This window comes from Luteibacter sahnii (assembly GCF_034063545.1).
GTDB lineage: Bacteria > Pseudomonadota > Gammaproteobacteria > Xanthomonadales > Rhodanobacteraceae > Luteibacter > Luteibacter sahnii.
Map to the genome: position 1 here is coordinate 64,258 of NZ_JAQLOK010000011.1, position 16,510 is coordinate 80,767.

The following is a 16,510-nucleotide window of genomic DNA, read 5'->3' on the forward strand; positions in this document are numbered from 1 at the left end:
TGCATTCCAATGACTGGTGCGGCTTTCATGACAAGCAACCACATTCCCAGCCTCGCTGAGTGGCTAGTGATGGATGATCTTGAACGAGCGGTTTGGGCCGCATCCTTTGCGGCGTCAATTGGCACGCAAGCCGTCGATGTCGCCGTGACGTACGCTGATCGGAATGTCCGCGTTTTGCGCCAAGCCGATCCGACGCGTAACGCGGTTGAGGATCCCGCGTTGAGAGCCGCGCGGGCGGGGATCATCCTTGAGCGTGATGAGTTTGACGTATGGTACCAAGTGGAACGTCGGATGCAGACGAAGTGGCTTCGTGGAGAAAGTGTCATCACCGGCAAAGATCTTGAAGATGCTTTCATTCGGTATTCTATGGGCCGATCCGATTATTTTTGATACCGGAACAGCGGGGCGATTTTCTGGCGTTCGAGCTTTCGCGGTCCCTGTGCAGTCGAGACCGGTGCTAAGCTTTCCGAATCGAACTGATGTCGACACTGACCTTTTGGACGACTGATCAGCATATATGGATACCGTCTCGGCAAAATTGCGATCGAAGATGATGTCGGGCATCAAAGGGTCAAACACGAAGCCCGAGTTGCAAGTACGTCGATATCTACATGGGCTAGGCTTTCGTTACAAGCTTCATGTCGGAGGTTTACCTGGCCGTCCAGACCTCGTCCTCCCGCGATGGAATGCAGTGATTCAGGTCCAAGGATGTTTCTGGCATGGTCATCATGGTTGCCCGTTCGCGACGAAACCCGCGACGAGGGCAGATTTCTGGCTGAAGAAGATCAATGACAACGCCAGGCGAGATCAGCGAACTCAGGCTGAACTGAGATCCCGTGGTTGGCGCGTTGGAGTTATTTGGGAGTGCGCGCTTAGGAAGGCTGAGGCCGTATCGCTCCATGCGCTGGCTATGTTCGTTGAATCTGAGCAGTCCGAAATAGACATTGGAATGGGCGGTATCCGGACACACCTATCGCAGAGTACCGGTCCAGAGGGTAATTGAGTATCAAAGCAGCGGTACGTCGCTGGTGCCGACCAAGGCTGGTGGTGGGCGACGAAGTCGACGAGGAGCAGTTAACCCCACATCCGCGAAAGGTAAAGATACTGATGCGGTAGTTTCATACGAAACCCTCTTCAAGGCCGCGTCGGAATGCTTCTTCCAATTTCTTGAGGCGGAATGCTTTTGGTGCGAACGTCCCCGTCAATGCCGCCCACTCAACGACTTCCTTCTCGCCGTCAGTGAGCTGATCTTCTGCCTCGTTCCAGTCCCGGAGTCGCCGCCAAGTGCCGTCACTCCAGAGCTGGTGGGCGCGCTCCCGCCAGGAAAACCGACTTCCTCCCCGTTGATCGTTGTCCGGTACTAGGTTCGCGAGGAATGCATTCGAAAGACGTATGCTGCTTTCCTGTACGCGAATCCAGCATGCTTCACGCTTTACCCATTCCGTCACAAGGCGGTTGCGTACCAGTTCTTCGGGGATCTCCATCAGTAGGGGCAGAACCTCCTGCGCAACGCGGGTTGCCTCAGCCATAAAGTAGCTGGGGGCTCGCTGAAGCTTCCAGATCTCTCCATAGTTCAGTTGAACGTCAAGGTCACGCATCCGAGCGCTCATGATTGCCAGGGTATAGGTAGTCAATGGGCGGACAATCGAGCCTGGATACCAGGTTTGCGCCGGAATGGCAGCATCGACGGCGCGGGTCAAAATTGCGCGACAAGCCAGGCGTTGAAAATAGACAGTGTCAAAGCGCGCAGGATCCTTCGCCCAGGCCTGAATCACGTTCTTGCCGAACGCAGCAATGTTTTTTTGTGCGCCCGAACTCACCACGTTGGGTAGGCCGTCGAATGTCGACTCATATCGAGCGACGTCGGTCTTCGACAGAAGCTGCTTTTTGGGGTTCAACACCTGCCAAAACTTCCCCGCAACGCCCTTTTTCCTCTTGAGCTCAACCTTGTAACTTCCAGCTGTTCGCTCAAAATACCAATACGTATTTCCTTCGCTTGGAGCTCCCGGAGGAGCCAGCGTCTGGCGGGAGATTGACTCAAGTCTCTTGAAATAGGGGTGTCCGGCGAAAAGGTCGGACGCAGACACTGCATTCTGGGCATTCGCATAGCGCGCGATGTTGTGGACCGCATCTTCGAACCCGTCTTCGTTCAATCGCGAGAGCTTCATCTGAACCCTCACTTTCGATAGGTCGGCTCCGGCCTTACTAGCCCAGTATAGGGACGCTGTAGTCTGCCCTCCATTTACGATCTGCAGCCCCTGGGCCTTAACTATCTCGGTGTACCCTGTGCTTGTAGTGCTTACCTCGAGATCGGAAACCGTGACGGTCAATCCATTGTTGAAGGCAAAAAACATGCCCGGCTCAGCGCGAATGGTGTCCCGTATTCCTTTGTTTACCTTTCGATTGTCGCCAAGAAACGCTCGTACGTTCTGCTCAAGAATACGACCGCCAAAACTGTCGTAGAGCGAGGCAAGAATCCTTCCTGGCATAACGCACAGGTAAGACTCGTATTGCGACGCTTCGTCGAGGCCCGCGGCTAACGCGGGAATTCCCTCCCCATACTCGCCGATGAAATCGATTGAGATTTCCTCTCGGCCCCGGGCAGACGCTTCCATTCGTGCCAAGCGCGCGATATCCCAAAGATGAGCCTCGACCGAAAGCGCACCCATTGCCATTTCCGGTATCTTGCCAATTGAACCGCCCAACGGCCGATCAGATATCAGGTAGATGCAGGCCTTCGTCATTTCACCGCTTGTTGCGAATGAAAAGATCTCTCTGCAGACTGCATGAGCATCGTGACTTTCGTCCCAGGAAGATGCAAGCGACTCGTGCACGCTGCCGGTAAGGAAGCGAAATGCGGCTTGGACGGTGCGCCTTGCTTCTTCCGTAAGGATGGGATCAGGCTCATCGGATCCGGAAAATATCGATACGATGAGGTTGAGTACGCCGTCGCTGGGAGAAAAACTGTAAGCGTCGAGCTGAACGCTCCAGCCTTGTGAGGTACGTCCGATTAGTCTGCAGATGTTGTACTCAGTAAATTCCTCTCCCGCCTCGAGAGTCGCGCAAGCGCGATCCACAAATCGAGTCGCGGTATAGCCCATGCCGGCAGCTTGCTCCGCGTCGATCTCACTGAGCAGCGAGTGTCTGTAGAACGCTACTTCTTCGTCCATGGCCATGTGGCGTGTCTCTGGTTCAGGTTCCGAGAATAAGACTTGACGGTACAGCAAAGCCGCCGAGCTGGGACAGGTCGAGGGTGTAGCGTGCCCCGGTAATGGCGGGTGCTACGAAAGCTCGCGAGATTCTGGGGAAGAGCTTGTCGACCTTGTATGCAAGCTCACCGGTCACGACATAGCTATCCTCATCGTATGCCTTGTTCCGAACGTAGCCACGCTTCAGCAGCGCAGCTTCTAATGCATCTTCTTGGTCCACGGTCGAGTGTCTAGCGACTGCAAGAAGGCGATCGCAGGCCTGGTTTAGCGACAAGCCGTCCCCTGCCTTCGCGTGGACAAGTTCGATTATCAGTAGGAAGAGGGGTAGGTGAGCGGAATCGAGTTGCTCAAGCGATGAGATCTGAACCTCTTGCCTTGATCCCGCTGATCTCGTCTTGACCTCAACGATCTTGTCCGAAAGCGCGAAATCCTGTGGATGGTCGTCCGGTGCAACCCACGCGTGCAATGCAGTCTCAATGCCCAGAGAAGCAATCAGCTTCTCTAGAACATGTAGTTCCCCCAGCAAGCCCCTGATTTCGTGCCCCTCCATAACCGACGTCCTTGCCTTGGTCATCAAGGAATGCCAGTGTTCCATCCGGCGGAACACTCGTTTCGTCGCGGCCGCGGCCGTCGGCTCTTTCGATGAATAATGGATCACATCGCGGCAGAGCGTTAAGAATACTTCGCGGTCTTCTGCTGTCCGAAGAAAGATCCGCACCTCGGAGGCACCTGCGTCGGATTCTGTCTCAAGGGCGACGCCGCGAAGGCTGGGGAGCTTCGCGGGAATTGACTCGGTGACTACGTCACGCAGGAGAAGGCCCGGAACGCCGTCACTCCTCCGCACCCAATAGAGATCGAGTGCGTGCTGTTCGTCTATGCGGCGTCCCACCAGTCGGTCGCCGTCTCTGCCGATCTCTAACCACGGGTCGTCATTCGCCATCGACTTCATTCTCGTCGTCGGTTTCCTCGTCTAGGGCTCCATAAAGTTCGCGATACGCGATGACGTTGGCGGTGTAGGAAACAAGCTTCTCCTTTGCGCCTGCCGCCAGACCGGGGAAGCTAAGGCCGTACGCCGCATGAACGCCCCTGTCTTCGTGCGGAACATTCTGTGTGTGTGTTTGGAGTAAGTGGAGCATCAAAAGTGGCCGTGTCCGGTGGCTCCGATACACATGATCGGCAATATTATTTGTGCTTCCATCGTGAGTAGCTTCCGCTGCAGCGCGTTCAGTCTCACTTAGGCCAACGCGCTCCAGGCCGCGTGATGCCACTCGCCTCTTGGTGCCAGAGACCAATAGGGCGTTGTCAAAGCGTCCCGAACTACTCGGCGTGACCGCGCGAGTCTGATATCCGAACTCAAGCCCGTGGATTTTGGCCGTTGCGGCATCTGCCTTCGAGCTTGAGACAAGCACTACATGCCAGCCATCAAAGTTTCGGTCGCGAATGAATGTAGTCAATGGGGCAGTCTGAACGTCCAGCTGGCCCGGATGAGTTCCGAACGAGGAGACAAAATCCAAGATAAGATCGGAACTCACGCCGCTGAAGAGATGGTTTGGAAATCGCCCCTCCCCAACTTGGTCGTGCGATACATCCGGAGAGGCCATCATTTTTTCGACCAAGTCCGTGACGGCGGCAATGTTCCGAGTTCTCGCAGCTTCGGAAGCGATCAGAACCGATGTCTCGACTAGCTTTCCCGACAGTGAAATTTCGCGAACTATTTGCTCCGCGTTGCGCATCTTGTCGCGGGCGGTTACCAGAAGTGTGCCTGGATGGCTTCGTACTGCTAAGCCGAAATCCATTGGAGTGAGCCCATTTAGCTCCATTCTACGAATCTCGTCGCGTAATTCCTCGGTGGCATCGGCAATAAAGCCATACCAATCGCTGGCTTCCGGACGAAGAAACAGCCTGCAAAGGTCCCGATACCCATCCCTGTAGCCGAACCAGCGACCCATCTGCAGAAGTGTGTCGTACATCTGCGTGTTGCGCAGGAAATAGCTTACCGTTAGCCCCTCCAGGGTGAATCCGCGCGACAAAGAGTTACCGCCGACTGCGATGACGTTGAGGCCGGTGTCGGCGTACTTACCGTAGTCAAGCTTCCCTGAGTTTCTTGACGCATTTACCTCTACGACGGACATTCCTGCCGCGGCGCGATGGAGTGCCGCCTGGATCTCTTGCCAATTCTCCTTTGCGTTGGAGTAGTGCTTGGTCCAGGTGGCGTGGAGCGCCCTCAGCAGTGGATCGCGAAGCGCCATTTCAACCGGCAGGGCATGTCGGTTCTCAATCGCCAACTGCATGGCCATAAGATGTTGCGCTATGGCGCGTGCGATATCCCCCTGTATCTTCGTGAATCGTGAGACGTTCACGAGCATCGAGTGATGTTTGCTCCCTTGCCCTCGCAGAATGCGAATTGCTTTCGATAGTACGAAGCAGTCGATGGCCTCGGTCAGGCTGGGGTGAAGCGTGTCGACAAGCCAGTCGATCTTGTGCGTAACCGGAAGCCACTCGTCCGTCTCCGTCAGGTCAACGGTGAGGCTGTCTTCATCAGACAGGAAGAACTCACGCGCTCCAACGTAGTTGGAGGGGGGCTCCAATCCAATGATGAAGTCGCGAGGAAAGAGATCTTTACCCTGGCCCTCATTTTCCACGTCAGGATCGATGAATATGTTCGCGAATGGCGTGGCTGTGTAACCGATATATGCATTTCGGGTAGAAAGACTAAGCAGCTCTCTGATGAGTCGATTGATCGTCCGAGGCGCATCTGGATCTTTCGATGTATCAACCGAAGCATTGTCCGCCTCGTCATCAATGACGAGCATGGGTAAGGTAAGGCCGCCCTTCGAAGCGCTGGTGCCACGAATCCAGTCAATTAAGTTATTAAGAATCGATGGATTCTTCTTTATGACGAGGATGACGGGCTCGAGGTTATTTTGAAGGGGATTTCCCAAGCTTTCGGCTCGGGCTCGGCTGAAGTCGTGCGCCCGGCTTGTGTATGCGGTTGCAGTGAAGCCGGGGTTTATTTCGCCGACGCCTACACGGTCGACGTTCGTTTGTCGGCTGAGGATCTGATCGCTGTCGCGTCCGACAAAGCCGAAATCGACTCGCTCCTGTGTTTGCGAGCGGAGATTGCTATGGACGCCCGCAATCAAAATAATCACGCGGTAACCGACGTCGGAAGCCTTGTTGATAACGCCGAGATAATTGGCGGTCTTTCCGCTTTGAACGTGCCCAACAGCCAAGCCGCGTCGCGACCAGCTACCCTCTGTATTCGGATCGCCTGCCAAGTCGACGATGGTATCCGTAACCGTTGCTACAGCATTTACCACGTGTTCGCTCATGCCTCCTGCGATTAGGAAGTCACGATAGCGACGCCAGTATCGAAAGTTGATCTCATGAGCTCGAGCTTTGAGCCACGGCTTGTGCCCGCTTGCTTGAATGGTGTGTGCCGGGCCCAGGACAACCTCGAACTCGCGTTCGATCTGCTTGGCCGCCTCGGCGATCTCCGAATCTGTAGGCTTCGGCTGAAGAAACGGAAGCGCCGCTAGATCACGTACCACCTTGATTATCTCGTCAGGCGTTTGTGCGGCCCTTTGGGCCATGGCCATCCGCGCGAGACCAAGCAATTGTTCGGTTGACATACGGCTTCCCTATTTTTCTATCTTGCGCATGGTTGCAAGGACCGCGCGTGCGGATGGCTGACCGGCGAACACCGGGGTTGCCAGGATCGTTTCTGCTATGGCGCTTGGGAGAGTCTGTTTGCCAGGCGCCATCGCCTCGACGAACGCGGCTAGAAGCAGCCTCAGCTCCCCATCTTCCACTTGCTGCTGACGAACCGACTTTGGAGTTGCAGCGATGTCGGAGAACAGCGTTTCAAGAGGAAGTGTGGCCTCGATGGCAAGTAGAATCGATGCGACCTCTGCCCGGTTCCCCGCAGCTTCTTGGAGCACGGATATCATGGGATGATCTCGGCGAATCTCGTATCTGACTGAGCCGCGTTCTTCAACTCGCGACCATAGAGAGAGGCCTGGGCCTGATGCTTGTCGGCTGCCTCGATATGTATAAGGCCTGCGCGCGGCTTCAGTCATTCGCTGGATGAGCGGGCGAAGCCGCGCTCGGATTGCAGCTGGAATGCTGATGCGCGACTTCCTGACGTCGATGCTCCATTCGGAATCTAGGGACGTAGGTACATCGACGCGAACGCGCAGCAACTTTGTCAGTTCAGAGCGTCGAGCGAGCCCGAGCCATGTACCTCCGGACACCAGGCGCCTTGCGCGGTAGATGTACAGACCCTGCGTTTCAACGAGTGATGAGCCGAGCTCAAGCGCCGTCATCTGCGTGGTAGAAAGATTCTGGTGGTGCGGAAGCGTAAAGCCTTGTACTGCGATCTCCGCCTTGCCCATCCGTATTAGCTCAACTTCGTGGGCATCAGCCGACGGAGTGCATGCTTGAGCGAAAGGGTCTGCCGCTTCGAGCTCGGCCCCATTTATGCGTAAGATCACTTTTGATTTTGGATCGTCGTACTCAGGGGCCAGGAATCTGTGAAATGTCAGTGCCAGATGAGCTCGGGCTCGACCAAACAGCTCGTTTAGTGCGGCGTACTTCTGATCAGGTTCATCGCCGAGGGTATCCAGTCGGTCGAGCTTCTGCCACAGGACAAGTGTTCCGCTCGGGCCAATACTATCGACGAGGGGAAGTTTTTGAATATCCCTTTCGTCCAGAAGTTCGAGAATCCATTCGTCTTCGCTTATTACGAGATCGAGGTCCCAGCAACGTGCCTCGAGCGAGCCGCCTGCCCGAGACACCACAGTCAACCTCCTGCACTGACTGAACGATGCCGTCTTCATGCCGAGGCCGAATCGGCCTAGGTCGCCAGTATGTCTAATATCGCGAGGACTGCGACTTCCATGTTGCATTGCACGGGTGAGCTCATCGGAGCTCATTCCGCGACCGTTATCCAACACGGCCAGATATGGCCCATCGCCGGGCTGGATGTCGTTGATGATGTCTATCGATGACGCGGAAGCTGAAATCGAGTTGTCCACGATGTCCGCGAGTGCGCTTTCGAACGAGTAGCCGATATCGCGCATCGACTCTAGAAGTCGCGCGGCGCTCGGCCGCAACGTCAGCTTTCCTTGGCTGTCTTTGAGCACGCTTATCGTCCTTATCCCCGTTTACCGCGTCGAGCAGCAAGTCCTGAGACTGAAATCGGTCCGGACGGCGCTCTGATCGCCCTTCGAAATATACTTTAAGTCCGCGCGCGCGATCAAAGTATGTCGATCGTCTCTCAATGCAATGCGCTCCGCCAAACAATCGCACAACGTCAAATAATTGGCATCCCTCGGTGGGGCGCCTTCGCGTCGCAATCGCGCCGCAGAGGGGGGGCGCGGGCCATGAATGTTGGCTTCCGTGGGCCGGAATGTATAGGGCGCGGCCGGCGGACGGCCGTTGACAATTTCTCACTAGGTGAGATCCTGGCGTTCTATAATTGAACGTTCAGAAGCTCAATTGACTATGTACATCCCTGTCGTCGACATTTTCGCCGGCCCCGGCGGCCTCGGTGAGGGCTTTAGTGCCTACGCTCCCACCACAAAGGCCGGCTCTCGGCCATTTCGCATTGCCATTTCGGCTGAGATGGAGTCAAACGCCGCCAAGACGCTTCGACTTCGTGCGTTCTTCCGGCGCTTTGCACCAGGGCACGCACCCAAGAGCTACTACGACTATGTCGCGGGGCGACGGGAACTTCCTTGGACGGAAGCGACGAGATCAGATTGGGAAGAGGCGGGGCGCGAAGCTCGACAGCTGACATTAGGAGTCCCCGACGACGATCTCTATCTACATGGACGGATTCGTGAGGTTGCAAAGCAAGAGCGGCCTTGGGTTTTGATTGGTGGCCCACCATGCCAAGCCTATTCCCTAGTCGGTCGCGCCCGGAACGCAGGTACGGCTGGATACAAGCCTGAAGAGGATCACCGCCATTTCCTGTACACGCACTATTTGGAAATTGTGCGCAAATTCCGTCCAGCGGTTTTTGTCATGGAGAATGTCAAAGGCATTCTCTCTTCGAAGGTGGGGGGCAGCTTGATGTTCCCACGCATTCTCGATGACCTTCATATGCCCGGGGGAGTGAAGGGCCCTAGGTATCGGATTGTTCCGATGACGGAGCCGACTTCCCGCGGTAAGGAGCCAAGCTTTTTGCTGAGGGCGGAGGAGCTTGGTGTTCCACAGGCTAGGCATCGTGTTGTGCTCCTTGGAATTCGTGATGATGTGAACGCACGCGGACTTAGACATCTGCGAACGAGCAACGATCGATTTGGTGTTCTAGATGCGATTGGCGGTCTGCCTCGCCTCCGCAGTGGTACAACCGATGTGGACATCAGCTCGTGGTCGGACTTCGCGTACACCTTGTTTTCTGGTGCGGGCGATATGGTGGACGATCAAAAGGTTTCGGAGAGGCTCTACAGACTTGCGGCGAGAGTGAAGCGATCCGATCCGGGAAGTGGAGGGCGGTGGATGCCTAAGTCCGCCGAAAGCGATGTAGTTCCGAGTCATCTCAGTAAATGGCTCGTGGACGGGAAGCTTGATGGAATTCTTAATCATGAAGTTCGCGATCACATGTCAGCGGACATTGCGCGTTATGCGTTCGCGGCAGCTTTTGGGGAGGTCCATAAGCGATCTCCGCGGGGCGCGGAAGAGTTTCCTGATGCACTCCATCCTTCCCACGCAAACTGGGGAAGCGGCAAATTTGTCGATCGTTTCAAAGTTCAGATCGGGAGCAAGCCTAGCTCGACTGTAACGAGTCATCTATCAAAAGATGGCCACTACTTCATTCATCCTGATGCCAGCCAGATGCGTAGTCTGTCTGTGCGTGAGGCTGCGCGACTTCAAACGTTTCCGGACAATTACTTCTTTGAAGGAGCAAGGGGTGCGCAGTATCGTCAAGTTGGCAATGCCGTACCTCCGTGGATGGCTACGCAAATCGCAGATGTCGTCTATTCAATCTTGAAGAACTAAGTTCTGCTGTACCGACAGTTGCGTTTCTTGTTTCTTCGCGGTGGTATAAGCTCGGCGCGCGGATTGAAGGGGTGTATATGCCGAAGATTAGTTGGAACCCCATGGCTATCACAGAGCGAAAGCCATCGTCAGTTGTATGGTCGTGCTCCATTGCCATGCACGCGGACGGTACTTTGGAGACGGATTTCCACGGCGAAACTGGGATGCAGATGTTCAAGGCAGCGATGGACACCCTACAGATGATTGACCGCTTGCGCGCAGAGCCCGGATATGACTTTGGGCGAGGACGAAAGCCTGAAGTCTGATTTAGAGGCGCCTAATCCATCAGATAAGCGTTAATGCGCGGGTGAATCCGGCGATTCGAGGCGGGTGATGCCGCGCCGTGGTGCCTGAAGTTTTCGTAGGCTATCTTTTTACGCTTCACTGTGGCGCTGGTTTGCCTGCTGCGATTAGTGTCTGACTACGGTTGATCGGACGTACCAGATTGTCTGTTCCCCGTCGTTTTTCTGGTACATCGCGGCGCACGCGCTTGATGAATATCAGGCGTCAGCGAGTGTCTGAGGCGTGTGCGCTGAGGGTGCCGGCGAAAATCGCACCTTATGGGGTCATTGCTCGCGGAAAGTAGCAGCTTATGGCCGCTAACTAGTAGCAGCATTGGTATCCGGATCGCACGGAATCGTTAGAAGACCCTGAGGCGACGGTTGCGGCTTTTGGTTAAACCCACAGAGGCCGCTGGCCTCCTTTTTTGCTTTCACATATTGCGTGACGCATTCTCTTTTGCCGAACGACCCTTCCAGGTTTATTCCTGCGGTTACGGTTCATACAACAACTTAAATGGTCAGACGGCGAATCCATATGCGGGGATTGCCAGCATCTCAAAGGCAGGCGCTCTTTGGCATATTGCCCCAGGAGATTGATTGTGGCACTAACGCAGAGCTTCTGAACGCTACGCTCGCCACAAACACGCGATGCACCCCTAATTTATGCCGCAGGCCCTAAAGTCAAAGTCAGCGACTGATCCATTCATTATGGTCTTGGGGACCGAAATTCCAAAAAATCCAACCTCAAGAAATTGAGGAACACCGGACTTGAAGAATAGTAAGAAATCGGCGCCACCGGCTTCTTCAGCATGAGAGGCCCATACGCCTTTATGCGTCACTGACGAGTCCACGGGTAACTTCTCGCTCGGCAAGAAATATACGAACTGGCCAATGCATTTCTGCGCATCAGCCACGTCTTCGCTCCATTCGCGCCGGTGAACTGTCAGGCGCTCAAGAAACGGCTCTAGATGGGACTCGCGCACTCCGAGAGAAAGCAGGATTTCTGATAAAGCCCTGTGTTCGACCGCAGTAATCATCATGCAATGAACGCCGTTCCAATATTAAATTGTCCGTTGATAACGATGCCGCGCACTGTCACATCAATGCCGCGGATGTGACGTCGTCCCATTTTTCATACACGTTTAAACTCGAGTCGGGGCGCTTTTGACCTCGCTTCCTGACCTTTCAGTGCGTACTCGCTCGGGCTCAGATGGCCAAGCGATCCGTGGGGTCGATGCTGGTTGTAGTCGTTGCGCCAGGCTTCCAGTATTTGCCGCGCATCCTCGATCGATTCGAACGCATGGACGTTGAGGCATTCGTCGCGCAAGCGACCGTTGAATGATTCGATCATACCGTTCTCCGTCGGACGTCCCGGGCGGATGAAATCCAAGTGGATGCCGTGGCTGTAGGTCCATTCGTCAACGACCTTGCTGGTGAACTCGGTGCCGTAGTACCTTCCGAAGCGTAATTTAGTGGGCAGCCACCGTCGACGAGAGCATCCTAAATGTTCTTACACACGACAGGAGTTGCGACGATGACTACCCGTCTCGATGCTACGCCCATTGCCACTTGGGTGGCGCAGCTCGGCCACGCCGAGGCTGGCGTACTTCTTCTTCCAGACGTAGAAGGTGGCCTCGCTGATGCCCATCTGCCGACATACGTCCGTGACGAGAGTTCCTGACTCCGCCAAGCGCAACGCGTAGATGACTTGTTCTTCGGTAAACCGCGACTTCTTCATCGCTCCTCCGGGGCCCGATCGGGCCTGTGGGTGAAGCGACCTTACCTCTCGTTATGGGCTGTGTCGAAAAAGTGGGCCACGTCAGGGAGCTTACGATCGCAGTGCGGCCTTTCAGGCAAAAACGTCGATCTATCGATAACGATCATCACGCTCGTTGAAGACTTAAAGCCCAGGCCTTCCGGGAAGCCCAGTGATCGATGTGAGCACGCGTTTAACAACGTCGAAGTTATTCCGGCTTAGGTTGACCATGAATTCGCAGTATTTACCGACGGTTGAAATTACTAGCCGCCCTTCACCAAGAAGGCGCGTGGCATTCCTATCGGCGACGTCGTGGATGTCATCATTGACAACGTCGAACTCGTTTCGTGCAAAGTCGGATCGAAAACTCGACTTAAGGTCACTACCAAAGATCCAGTCAGGTCGGATTTGATCCACCGGTATATTGAAGATAGCAGCGAGTCTTTGACGCGAGAGAAACTCAATGTCGACCGACATGGCATTCTTGTCCCGTCATTTGCAGCCACATGCCTTGGTCTTCGTGGCAAATGCCGCCGCTTGACCTTCGATACTCAAGTCGTAAAAGCCTTCAAAGATGGTTGCACCAGTTGCGATAGCTCCTGCAGTCACTCCCGCGCTCGTTCTGCCGATCAATCGCAGCGATCGCGTGCCAAGCCTGCCGGACCACCTGCTGAGCTGGCTTGTATAAGGATTCATTGCTGTTTTGGCAATGCCTAGGCCTCGAAGTTCCGCAGCGGTCTTCGGCATCGTTCCTATGCCCAGTGTTGTAGCAAGCGTTGAGGCTGCGATCGATGGATCGATTGCATTATCTCTAACGTAGTCCGCAAATGCATCGTAATCAAATGTATCAGATGATCGCTCATATGCCTCGTACTCATCACGCCGGGCGCCAGGTGCGAAAGTCCAAGGTCCAAATCCCCTCTAAACCATCAGGGTCAATTTGTGTAAGTGGCATGCCTCCAACGTACGAGTATGTAGTTATACCCGCAGCCAATCCCATGGGATCGCTCTGAGTGTATCGTCCCGTGGCGCTGTCGTAGTAGCGATGAATGTTGTAGATGAGCCCGCTTTCCCGATCCCCGTACTGACCCGCAAACCGCAGGTTCAGCAGATAACCGCCGGTCGAAGTCGGTGCCTGCTCACCAATGGGTTGCCCTGGTAGGCCCATGACCACACCACGGCGCCGTCGACGTTGGTGACCGCGCGGGGTGTGTTCAAGCTATTGTAATGACCCAGCACATCCTGCACAGGTCAGGCCGCTAACGCATACGCCTCGGCGGGTGTTTTCATCTTCAGCGCCTGATGCGGTCGCTGGTGGTTGTAAAAGTGGATCCAATCGCCGATCGTGCGCATGGCATGGGTCAGGCTTTCGAACCGATGACGATGCACGCACTGCTCTTTCAACGTACGGATGACCCGCTCGACCATGCCGTTCTGCTGCGGGCAATGCGGCGTGATGAATTCTTGCTGCAAGCCATAGCTGCGGACCAGGCTGGTGTATTTACGGCTGGTAAAAACCAAGCCATTGTCCGATCGGAGAAGGAAGGGCGCGTTGACCTTGCCCAGTGTGCCGAAGCGGCTGATCAGGGCCTGCTCCAAGGCGCCGGCAGCCGTGCTGGCCTTGCCACTGCGCGACAGATGCCAGCCAAGAAGTTCGCGGGTGTGGCAATCGATGACCAACGCCAAGCTGAGCCAGCCCTCCTTGCCGCCCCAGACCCGGCACAGATCCGTCGACCAGCGCTCGTCCGGCTTGGCGGCGACCGACGGCAGTGCCTGGATGCGTGGACGATGGCCAGCCGGCCGTTTGCGCACCTGCCAGCCCTTGAGCTGGAAGATGCGCTGGACCGTGTTCTTGTTCATGCCAAGCAGGCCGGCGACGGTCCGGTAGCCGAAGGATGGCTCCGCTTCGATAAGGGCTTTCACCGGCGCGGCGACCACCTCCTTGATCTTCGGCAATGCCTTGGTCGGGCGGTAGTAGACCGTCCGCCTCGCCACACCAAACCAGCGACAGAGCTTGACCATCGAGACCTCGAAACCATCGGCAAGCAATCCCTGCTGAAGGGAAACCATCAGGTCTCGTCCTTGCCCAGCAGGGATCTCAATTTTTTTCGTGCGCGCAGCTCCAGCATGGCCTCGCCATAGGCTTCCTGAAGGTCCTTCAACTGCCGCTCGTACTGCTCCCGGACGTCTTCGGGCTTAGCACGCAAGGCATTCTCCATGCCGCGCTTCGCATTCTCGACCCAGCCCTCGATCTCCGAGGGAGGCAGGTCGAACTGACGACTGGCTTCCGATATCGACGTTTTACCTTGAATCACTTCAAGGACCAGCGCCGACTTCCGACGGGCGGTCCAGCGTTTGATCTCTTCTTCCATCACGATGCTCATGGGGGTGTTCCCTTGGGAAAGTAACACCTGAGCAGGATTTCAGTGGGTCATTACACCTCTCGTTATCGGCTGTGTCGAAAAAATGGGCCCACGTCACTATGTCTGGATCAAGTTTACGGGGAGTCGACATAGGCACTTCCTGCCCAATGGATTTGCTGCATAACCCCACCTCGAAAGACCATTGCCTGTCGCACTTCGACCATCGCTAACGACGACGAATTACTTCTGACATGTGAATGAAAAAGCCTGCAAATACCGTAGAAAGGCCAACGACAAACACCGAAACACCGGCCCATAGAAAACCACAGAGCGCGATGATGAACGCAAGAAAACCAACACCTACCCCTGTCAAGCCGATACGAAAGCCAAGGTAGCGAGGTCCATGCAAAATTGCCGGCCAGTCGAGTTTGGGCATTATGCTAGCTCACTTACAAGTGGGTCGAGATGTGTCCGAAGGGTCGGGTGTAGGCTTACGCACACAGTGATAATGACTTGTACAGCTCAACGCGCCAGCTCGTTTCGCGACGAATGTCTCAATGCGCACTGGTCTTTGTCGCTCGACGAAGCCCACGAAAAGATCGAATCCTGGAGGTGCGACTATGATCATTTTCGCCCGCATTCGTCCCTCGGCGACGCCGCGCCAGCGCAGTTCGCGGAGGCGTTGCGGGCCGACCCAAAAACGCCGATTTCTCAACCGTAAGGCGCTTCAAGATTTGGGGCGCTCACCGGCTCTCCCAACGTTACGAGAGCGAATTCCTTAGTCGACCTGCTCAATCTCTGACAACGCAGCCTCGGCAGACTCTCGAATCATCGGGCAAAGCTCTTTTTCATCCGCCTTAACAGTACAGCGAGACGTATGCTCAACAATTTTTTTTAAATCGTCGGTGGAAGCACTTGCATCGATATGCTTCATCGTCCAGCGCTGGAAAGCAACGTCGTCTCTTGCCAGCGCAACAAATTGTCCAAACTGACTCCAGTTCTGGGCCAATAGTGTAACCACAGCGTCCGAATACCCCTCGGCAAGTTCTCCGTCATCGCAGGCGGCAAAGATTTTTTGGTGCACTCGTAAAGTTTTCCATCTTTTACGGGCCTCTTTCAGTCGATAAACTGCTTGATCGCTCTGCGTTGGCGAACAGCTATCTCTCGCCGAGATAGGGTCAACTAAAAAATAGAGCATCACACCTAACACTAGGACAAAGGCACGTGGAGCGAACATGCGCGAAGAAATCGACCTGCGCACGTCATTTTCTTCATTCATTGCTAAGTCCCTTGGCGAAATGCATTTGGATCGTTGTTGATAACGTTCATAGAGGTTGCCGAATCAGTTCTTTCGAGTTCACGCACCGCCTCCATAGCGGCATCGGTTGTCCGGATGCAGCCGAGGGTAGGGTGATTTTGCGCACCCCGGTCAGCTCGGCCTGAATGCAAACCCATGCCAGTTCGTCCCGGAACATCAAAGGTGATGATCCCGTGAGAGCCGTACGGCCCGTTCGCATCGCTTTCAGGGTGTGCGTTTAAGCCGACACGGTTGAAGGTTCCGTTCGGTGAAGAACCATTGCTCGTCCTGTTTGTGATGTTGTTGGCTGGGAAAGAGCCCGCGACCGTGCCATCTCTCCGGGTGTAGGTCACCGTATGCGTGCTTGCGTCATAAGTCACCGTTGAAAGACCAAGGGGCTCGACTGGACTGCCCCGAGATTTAAGACACTTGCCCGCCTCACACTGACGCCCTTTCAAAGGCCTCGGGACTGACACCGCCCAAGTGACTATGGCGGCGGGTTCGATTGTAGAAGACCTCGATGTAGTCGAAGACATCCGACCGGGCCAGATCGCGCGTTT

At 55.3% G+C, this 16,510-nt stretch carries 17 protein-coding genes and 1 pseudogene; 4 read left to right on the forward strand and 14 right to left on the reverse strand.

Annotation, left to right across the window (positions count from 1 at the left end; translation table 11 throughout):
• The first annotated feature begins 27 nt into the window (after positions 1–27).
• Both PI246_RS17750 and PI246_RS17755 read left to right on the forward strand, forming a co-directional pair.
• The gene (locus PI246_RS17750) at positions 28–390 is read left to right on the forward strand and encodes a hypothetical protein (protein WP_320552653.1); all 363 of its coding nucleotides are present in this window, start codon (positions 28–30) and stop codon (positions 388–390) included.
• Between the two features lie 127 nt (positions 391–517).
• Positions 518–1,003, forward strand: coding sequence for a very short patch repair endonuclease (locus PI246_RS17755; RefSeq protein WP_320552654.1), 486 nt, complete (start codon positions 518–520; stop codon positions 1,001–1,003).
• A gap of 115 nt (positions 1,004–1,118) precedes the next feature.
• Here PI246_RS17755 and PI246_RS17760 read toward each other — a convergent pair whose 3' ends face one another.
• Genes PI246_RS17760 through PI246_RS17775 form a run of 4 tightly spaced genes read right to left on the reverse strand, consistent with a single transcriptional unit; the run spans position 1,119 to position 8,353 of the window.
• Entirely contained in the window at positions 1,119–3,176 is a 2,058-nt protein-coding gene (locus PI246_RS17760) for an AIPR family protein (protein WP_320552655.1), read from the reverse strand.
• A 16-nt stretch (positions 3,177–3,192) separates the two neighbouring features.
• On the reverse strand, positions 3,193–4,149 hold the full coding sequence (locus PI246_RS17765; protein ID WP_320552656.1) for a PD-(D/E)XK motif protein: 957 nt from the start codon (positions 4,147–4,149) through the stop codon (positions 3,193–3,195).
• Complete coding sequence (locus tag PI246_RS17770; RefSeq protein ID WP_320552657.1) at positions 4,139–6,841, reverse strand: Z1 domain-containing protein; 2,703 nt, start codon at positions 6,839–6,841, stop codon at positions 4,139–4,141. The genes PI246_RS17765 and PI246_RS17770 overlap by 11 nt, the downstream gene beginning before the upstream one ends.
• Before the next feature lie 9 nt (positions 6,842–6,850).
• Positions 6,851–8,353: an ATP-binding protein gene (locus PI246_RS17775; protein ID WP_320552658.1), complete on the reverse strand. Its 1,503-nt coding sequence runs from the start codon at positions 8,351–8,353 to the stop codon at positions 6,851–6,853.
• Between the two features lie 361 nt (positions 8,354–8,714).
• Between PI246_RS17775 and PI246_RS17780 the strand changes: the two genes are divergently transcribed.
• Positions 8,715–10,214, forward strand: coding sequence for a DNA cytosine methyltransferase (locus PI246_RS17780; protein ID WP_320552671.1), 1,500 nt, complete (start codon positions 8,715–8,717; stop codon positions 10,212–10,214).
• Between the two features lie 976 nt (positions 10,215–11,190).
• Here PI246_RS17780 and PI246_RS17785 read toward each other — a convergent pair.
• The 7 genes and pseudogenes from PI246_RS17785 to PI246_RS17815 all read right to left on the reverse strand — a co-directional run bounded on the left by PI246_RS17785 (position 11,191) and on the right by PI246_RS17815 (position 15,089).
• A complete protein-coding gene (locus tag PI246_RS17785; RefSeq protein WP_320552659.1) occupies positions 11,191–11,574 on the reverse strand; it encodes a hypothetical protein in 384 nt (127 codons plus the stop codon).
• 92 nt (positions 11,575–11,666) lie between these two features.
• Positions 11,667–11,981 (reverse strand): annotated as a pseudogene (locus tag PI246_RS17790) (integrase core domain-containing protein); the annotation flags it as partial.
• 63 nt (positions 11,982–12,044) lie between these two features.
• Positions 12,045–12,272, reverse strand: coding sequence for a transposase (locus PI246_RS17795; protein WP_320552660.1), 228 nt, complete (start codon positions 12,270–12,272; stop codon positions 12,045–12,047).
• Positions 12,273–13,167: 895 nt separating this feature from the next.
• On the reverse strand, positions 13,168–13,458 hold the full coding sequence (locus PI246_RS17800; RefSeq protein ID WP_320552672.1) for an RHS repeat-associated core domain-containing protein: 291 nt from the start codon (positions 13,456–13,458) through the stop codon (positions 13,168–13,170).
• A gap of 83 nt (positions 13,459–13,541) precedes the next feature.
• Entirely contained in the window at positions 13,542–14,360 is an 819-nt protein-coding gene (locus PI246_RS17805) for an IS3 family transposase (RefSeq protein WP_320552661.1), read from the reverse strand.
• Positions 14,360–14,701 (reverse strand): DUF1153 domain-containing protein, encoded by a 342-nt coding sequence (locus tag PI246_RS17810; RefSeq protein ID WP_320552662.1) that lies wholly within the window; start codon positions 14,699–14,701, stop codon positions 14,360–14,362. Before PI246_RS17810 ends, PI246_RS17805 begins: the two co-directional genes overlap by 1 nt.
• A 178-nt stretch (positions 14,702–14,879) precedes the next feature.
• Positions 14,880–15,089 (reverse strand): hypothetical protein, encoded by a 210-nt coding sequence (locus tag PI246_RS17815; RefSeq protein WP_320552663.1) that lies wholly within the window; start codon positions 15,087–15,089, stop codon positions 14,880–14,882.
• 72 nt (positions 15,090–15,161) lie between these two features.
• Here PI246_RS17815 and PI246_RS17820 point away from each other — a divergent pair, with 72 nt between their 5' ends.
• Complete coding sequence (locus PI246_RS17820) at positions 15,162–15,374, forward strand: integrase core domain-containing protein (RefSeq protein ID WP_407069839.1); 213 nt, start codon at positions 15,162–15,164, stop codon at positions 15,372–15,374.
• Between the two features lie 57 nt (positions 15,375–15,431).
• Here PI246_RS17820 and PI246_RS17825 read toward each other — a convergent pair whose 3' ends face one another.
• The 3 genes from PI246_RS17825 to PI246_RS17830 form a co-directional block, all read right to left on the reverse strand.
• Positions 15,432–15,932, reverse strand: coding sequence for a hypothetical protein (locus PI246_RS17825; RefSeq protein ID WP_320552664.1), 501 nt, complete (start codon positions 15,930–15,932; stop codon positions 15,432–15,434).
• 2 nt (positions 15,933–15,934) lie between these two features.
• Positions 15,935–16,426 (reverse strand): L,D-transpeptidase, encoded by a 492-nt coding sequence (locus PI246_RS18525; protein ID WP_369335415.1) that lies wholly within the window; start codon positions 16,424–16,426, stop codon positions 15,935–15,937.
• A partial coding sequence (locus tag PI246_RS17830) for an IS3 family transposase (RefSeq protein WP_320552673.1) occupies positions 16,389–16,510 on the reverse strand: 122 nt, incomplete at its 5' end. The genes PI246_RS17830 and PI246_RS18525, both read right to left, overlap by 38 nt.

Excerpts from the sequence above, each read along its gene's own strand:
- PI246_RS17750 (WP_320552653.1), top strand. The coding sequence starts at position 28 with ATGACAAGCAACCACATTCCCAGCCTCGCTGAGTGGCTAGTGATGGAT.
- PI246_RS17755 (WP_320552654.1), top strand. The coding sequence starts at position 518 with ATGGATACCGTCTCGGCAAAATTGCGATCGAAGATGATGTCGGGCATC.
- PI246_RS17760 (WP_320552655.1), bottom strand. The coding sequence starts at position 3,176 with ATGGCCATGGACGAAGAAGTAGCGTTCTACAGACACTCGCTGCTCAGT.
- PI246_RS17765 (WP_320552656.1), bottom strand. The coding sequence starts at position 4,149 with ATGGCGAATGACGACCCGTGGTTAGAGATCGGCAGAGACGGCGACCGA.
- PI246_RS17770 (WP_320552657.1), bottom strand. The coding sequence starts at position 6,841 with ATGTCAACCGAACAATTGCTTGGTCTCGCGCGGATGGCCATGGCCCAA.
- PI246_RS17780 (WP_320552671.1), top strand. The coding sequence starts at position 8,715 with ATGTACATCCCTGTCGTCGACATTTTCGCCGGCCCCGGCGGCCTCGGT.
- PI246_RS17785 (WP_320552659.1), bottom strand. The coding sequence starts at position 11,574 with ATGATGATTACTGCGGTCGAACACAGGGCTTTATCAGAAATCCTGCTT.
- PI246_RS17795 (WP_320552660.1), bottom strand. The coding sequence starts at position 12,272 with ATGAAGAAGTCGCGGTTTACCGAAGAACAAGTCATCTACGCGTTGCGC.
- PI246_RS17800 (WP_320552672.1), bottom strand. The coding sequence starts at position 13,458 with ATGGGCCTACCAGGGCAACCCATTGGTGAGCAGGCACCGACTTCGACC.
- PI246_RS17805 (WP_320552661.1), bottom strand. The coding sequence starts at position 14,360 with ATGGTTTCCCTTCAGCAGGGATTGCTTGCCGATGGTTTCGAGGTCTCG.
- PI246_RS17815 (WP_320552663.1), bottom strand. The coding sequence starts at position 15,089 with ATGCCCAAACTCGACTGGCCGGCAATTTTGCATGGACCTCGCTACCTT.
- PI246_RS17820 (WP_407069839.1), top strand. The coding sequence starts at position 15,162 with ATGACTTGTACAGCTCAACGCGCCAGCTCGTTTCGCGACGAATGTCTC.
- PI246_RS17825 (WP_320552664.1), bottom strand. The coding sequence starts at position 15,932 with ATGAATGAAGAAAATGACGTGCGCAGGTCGATTTCTTCGCGCATGTTC.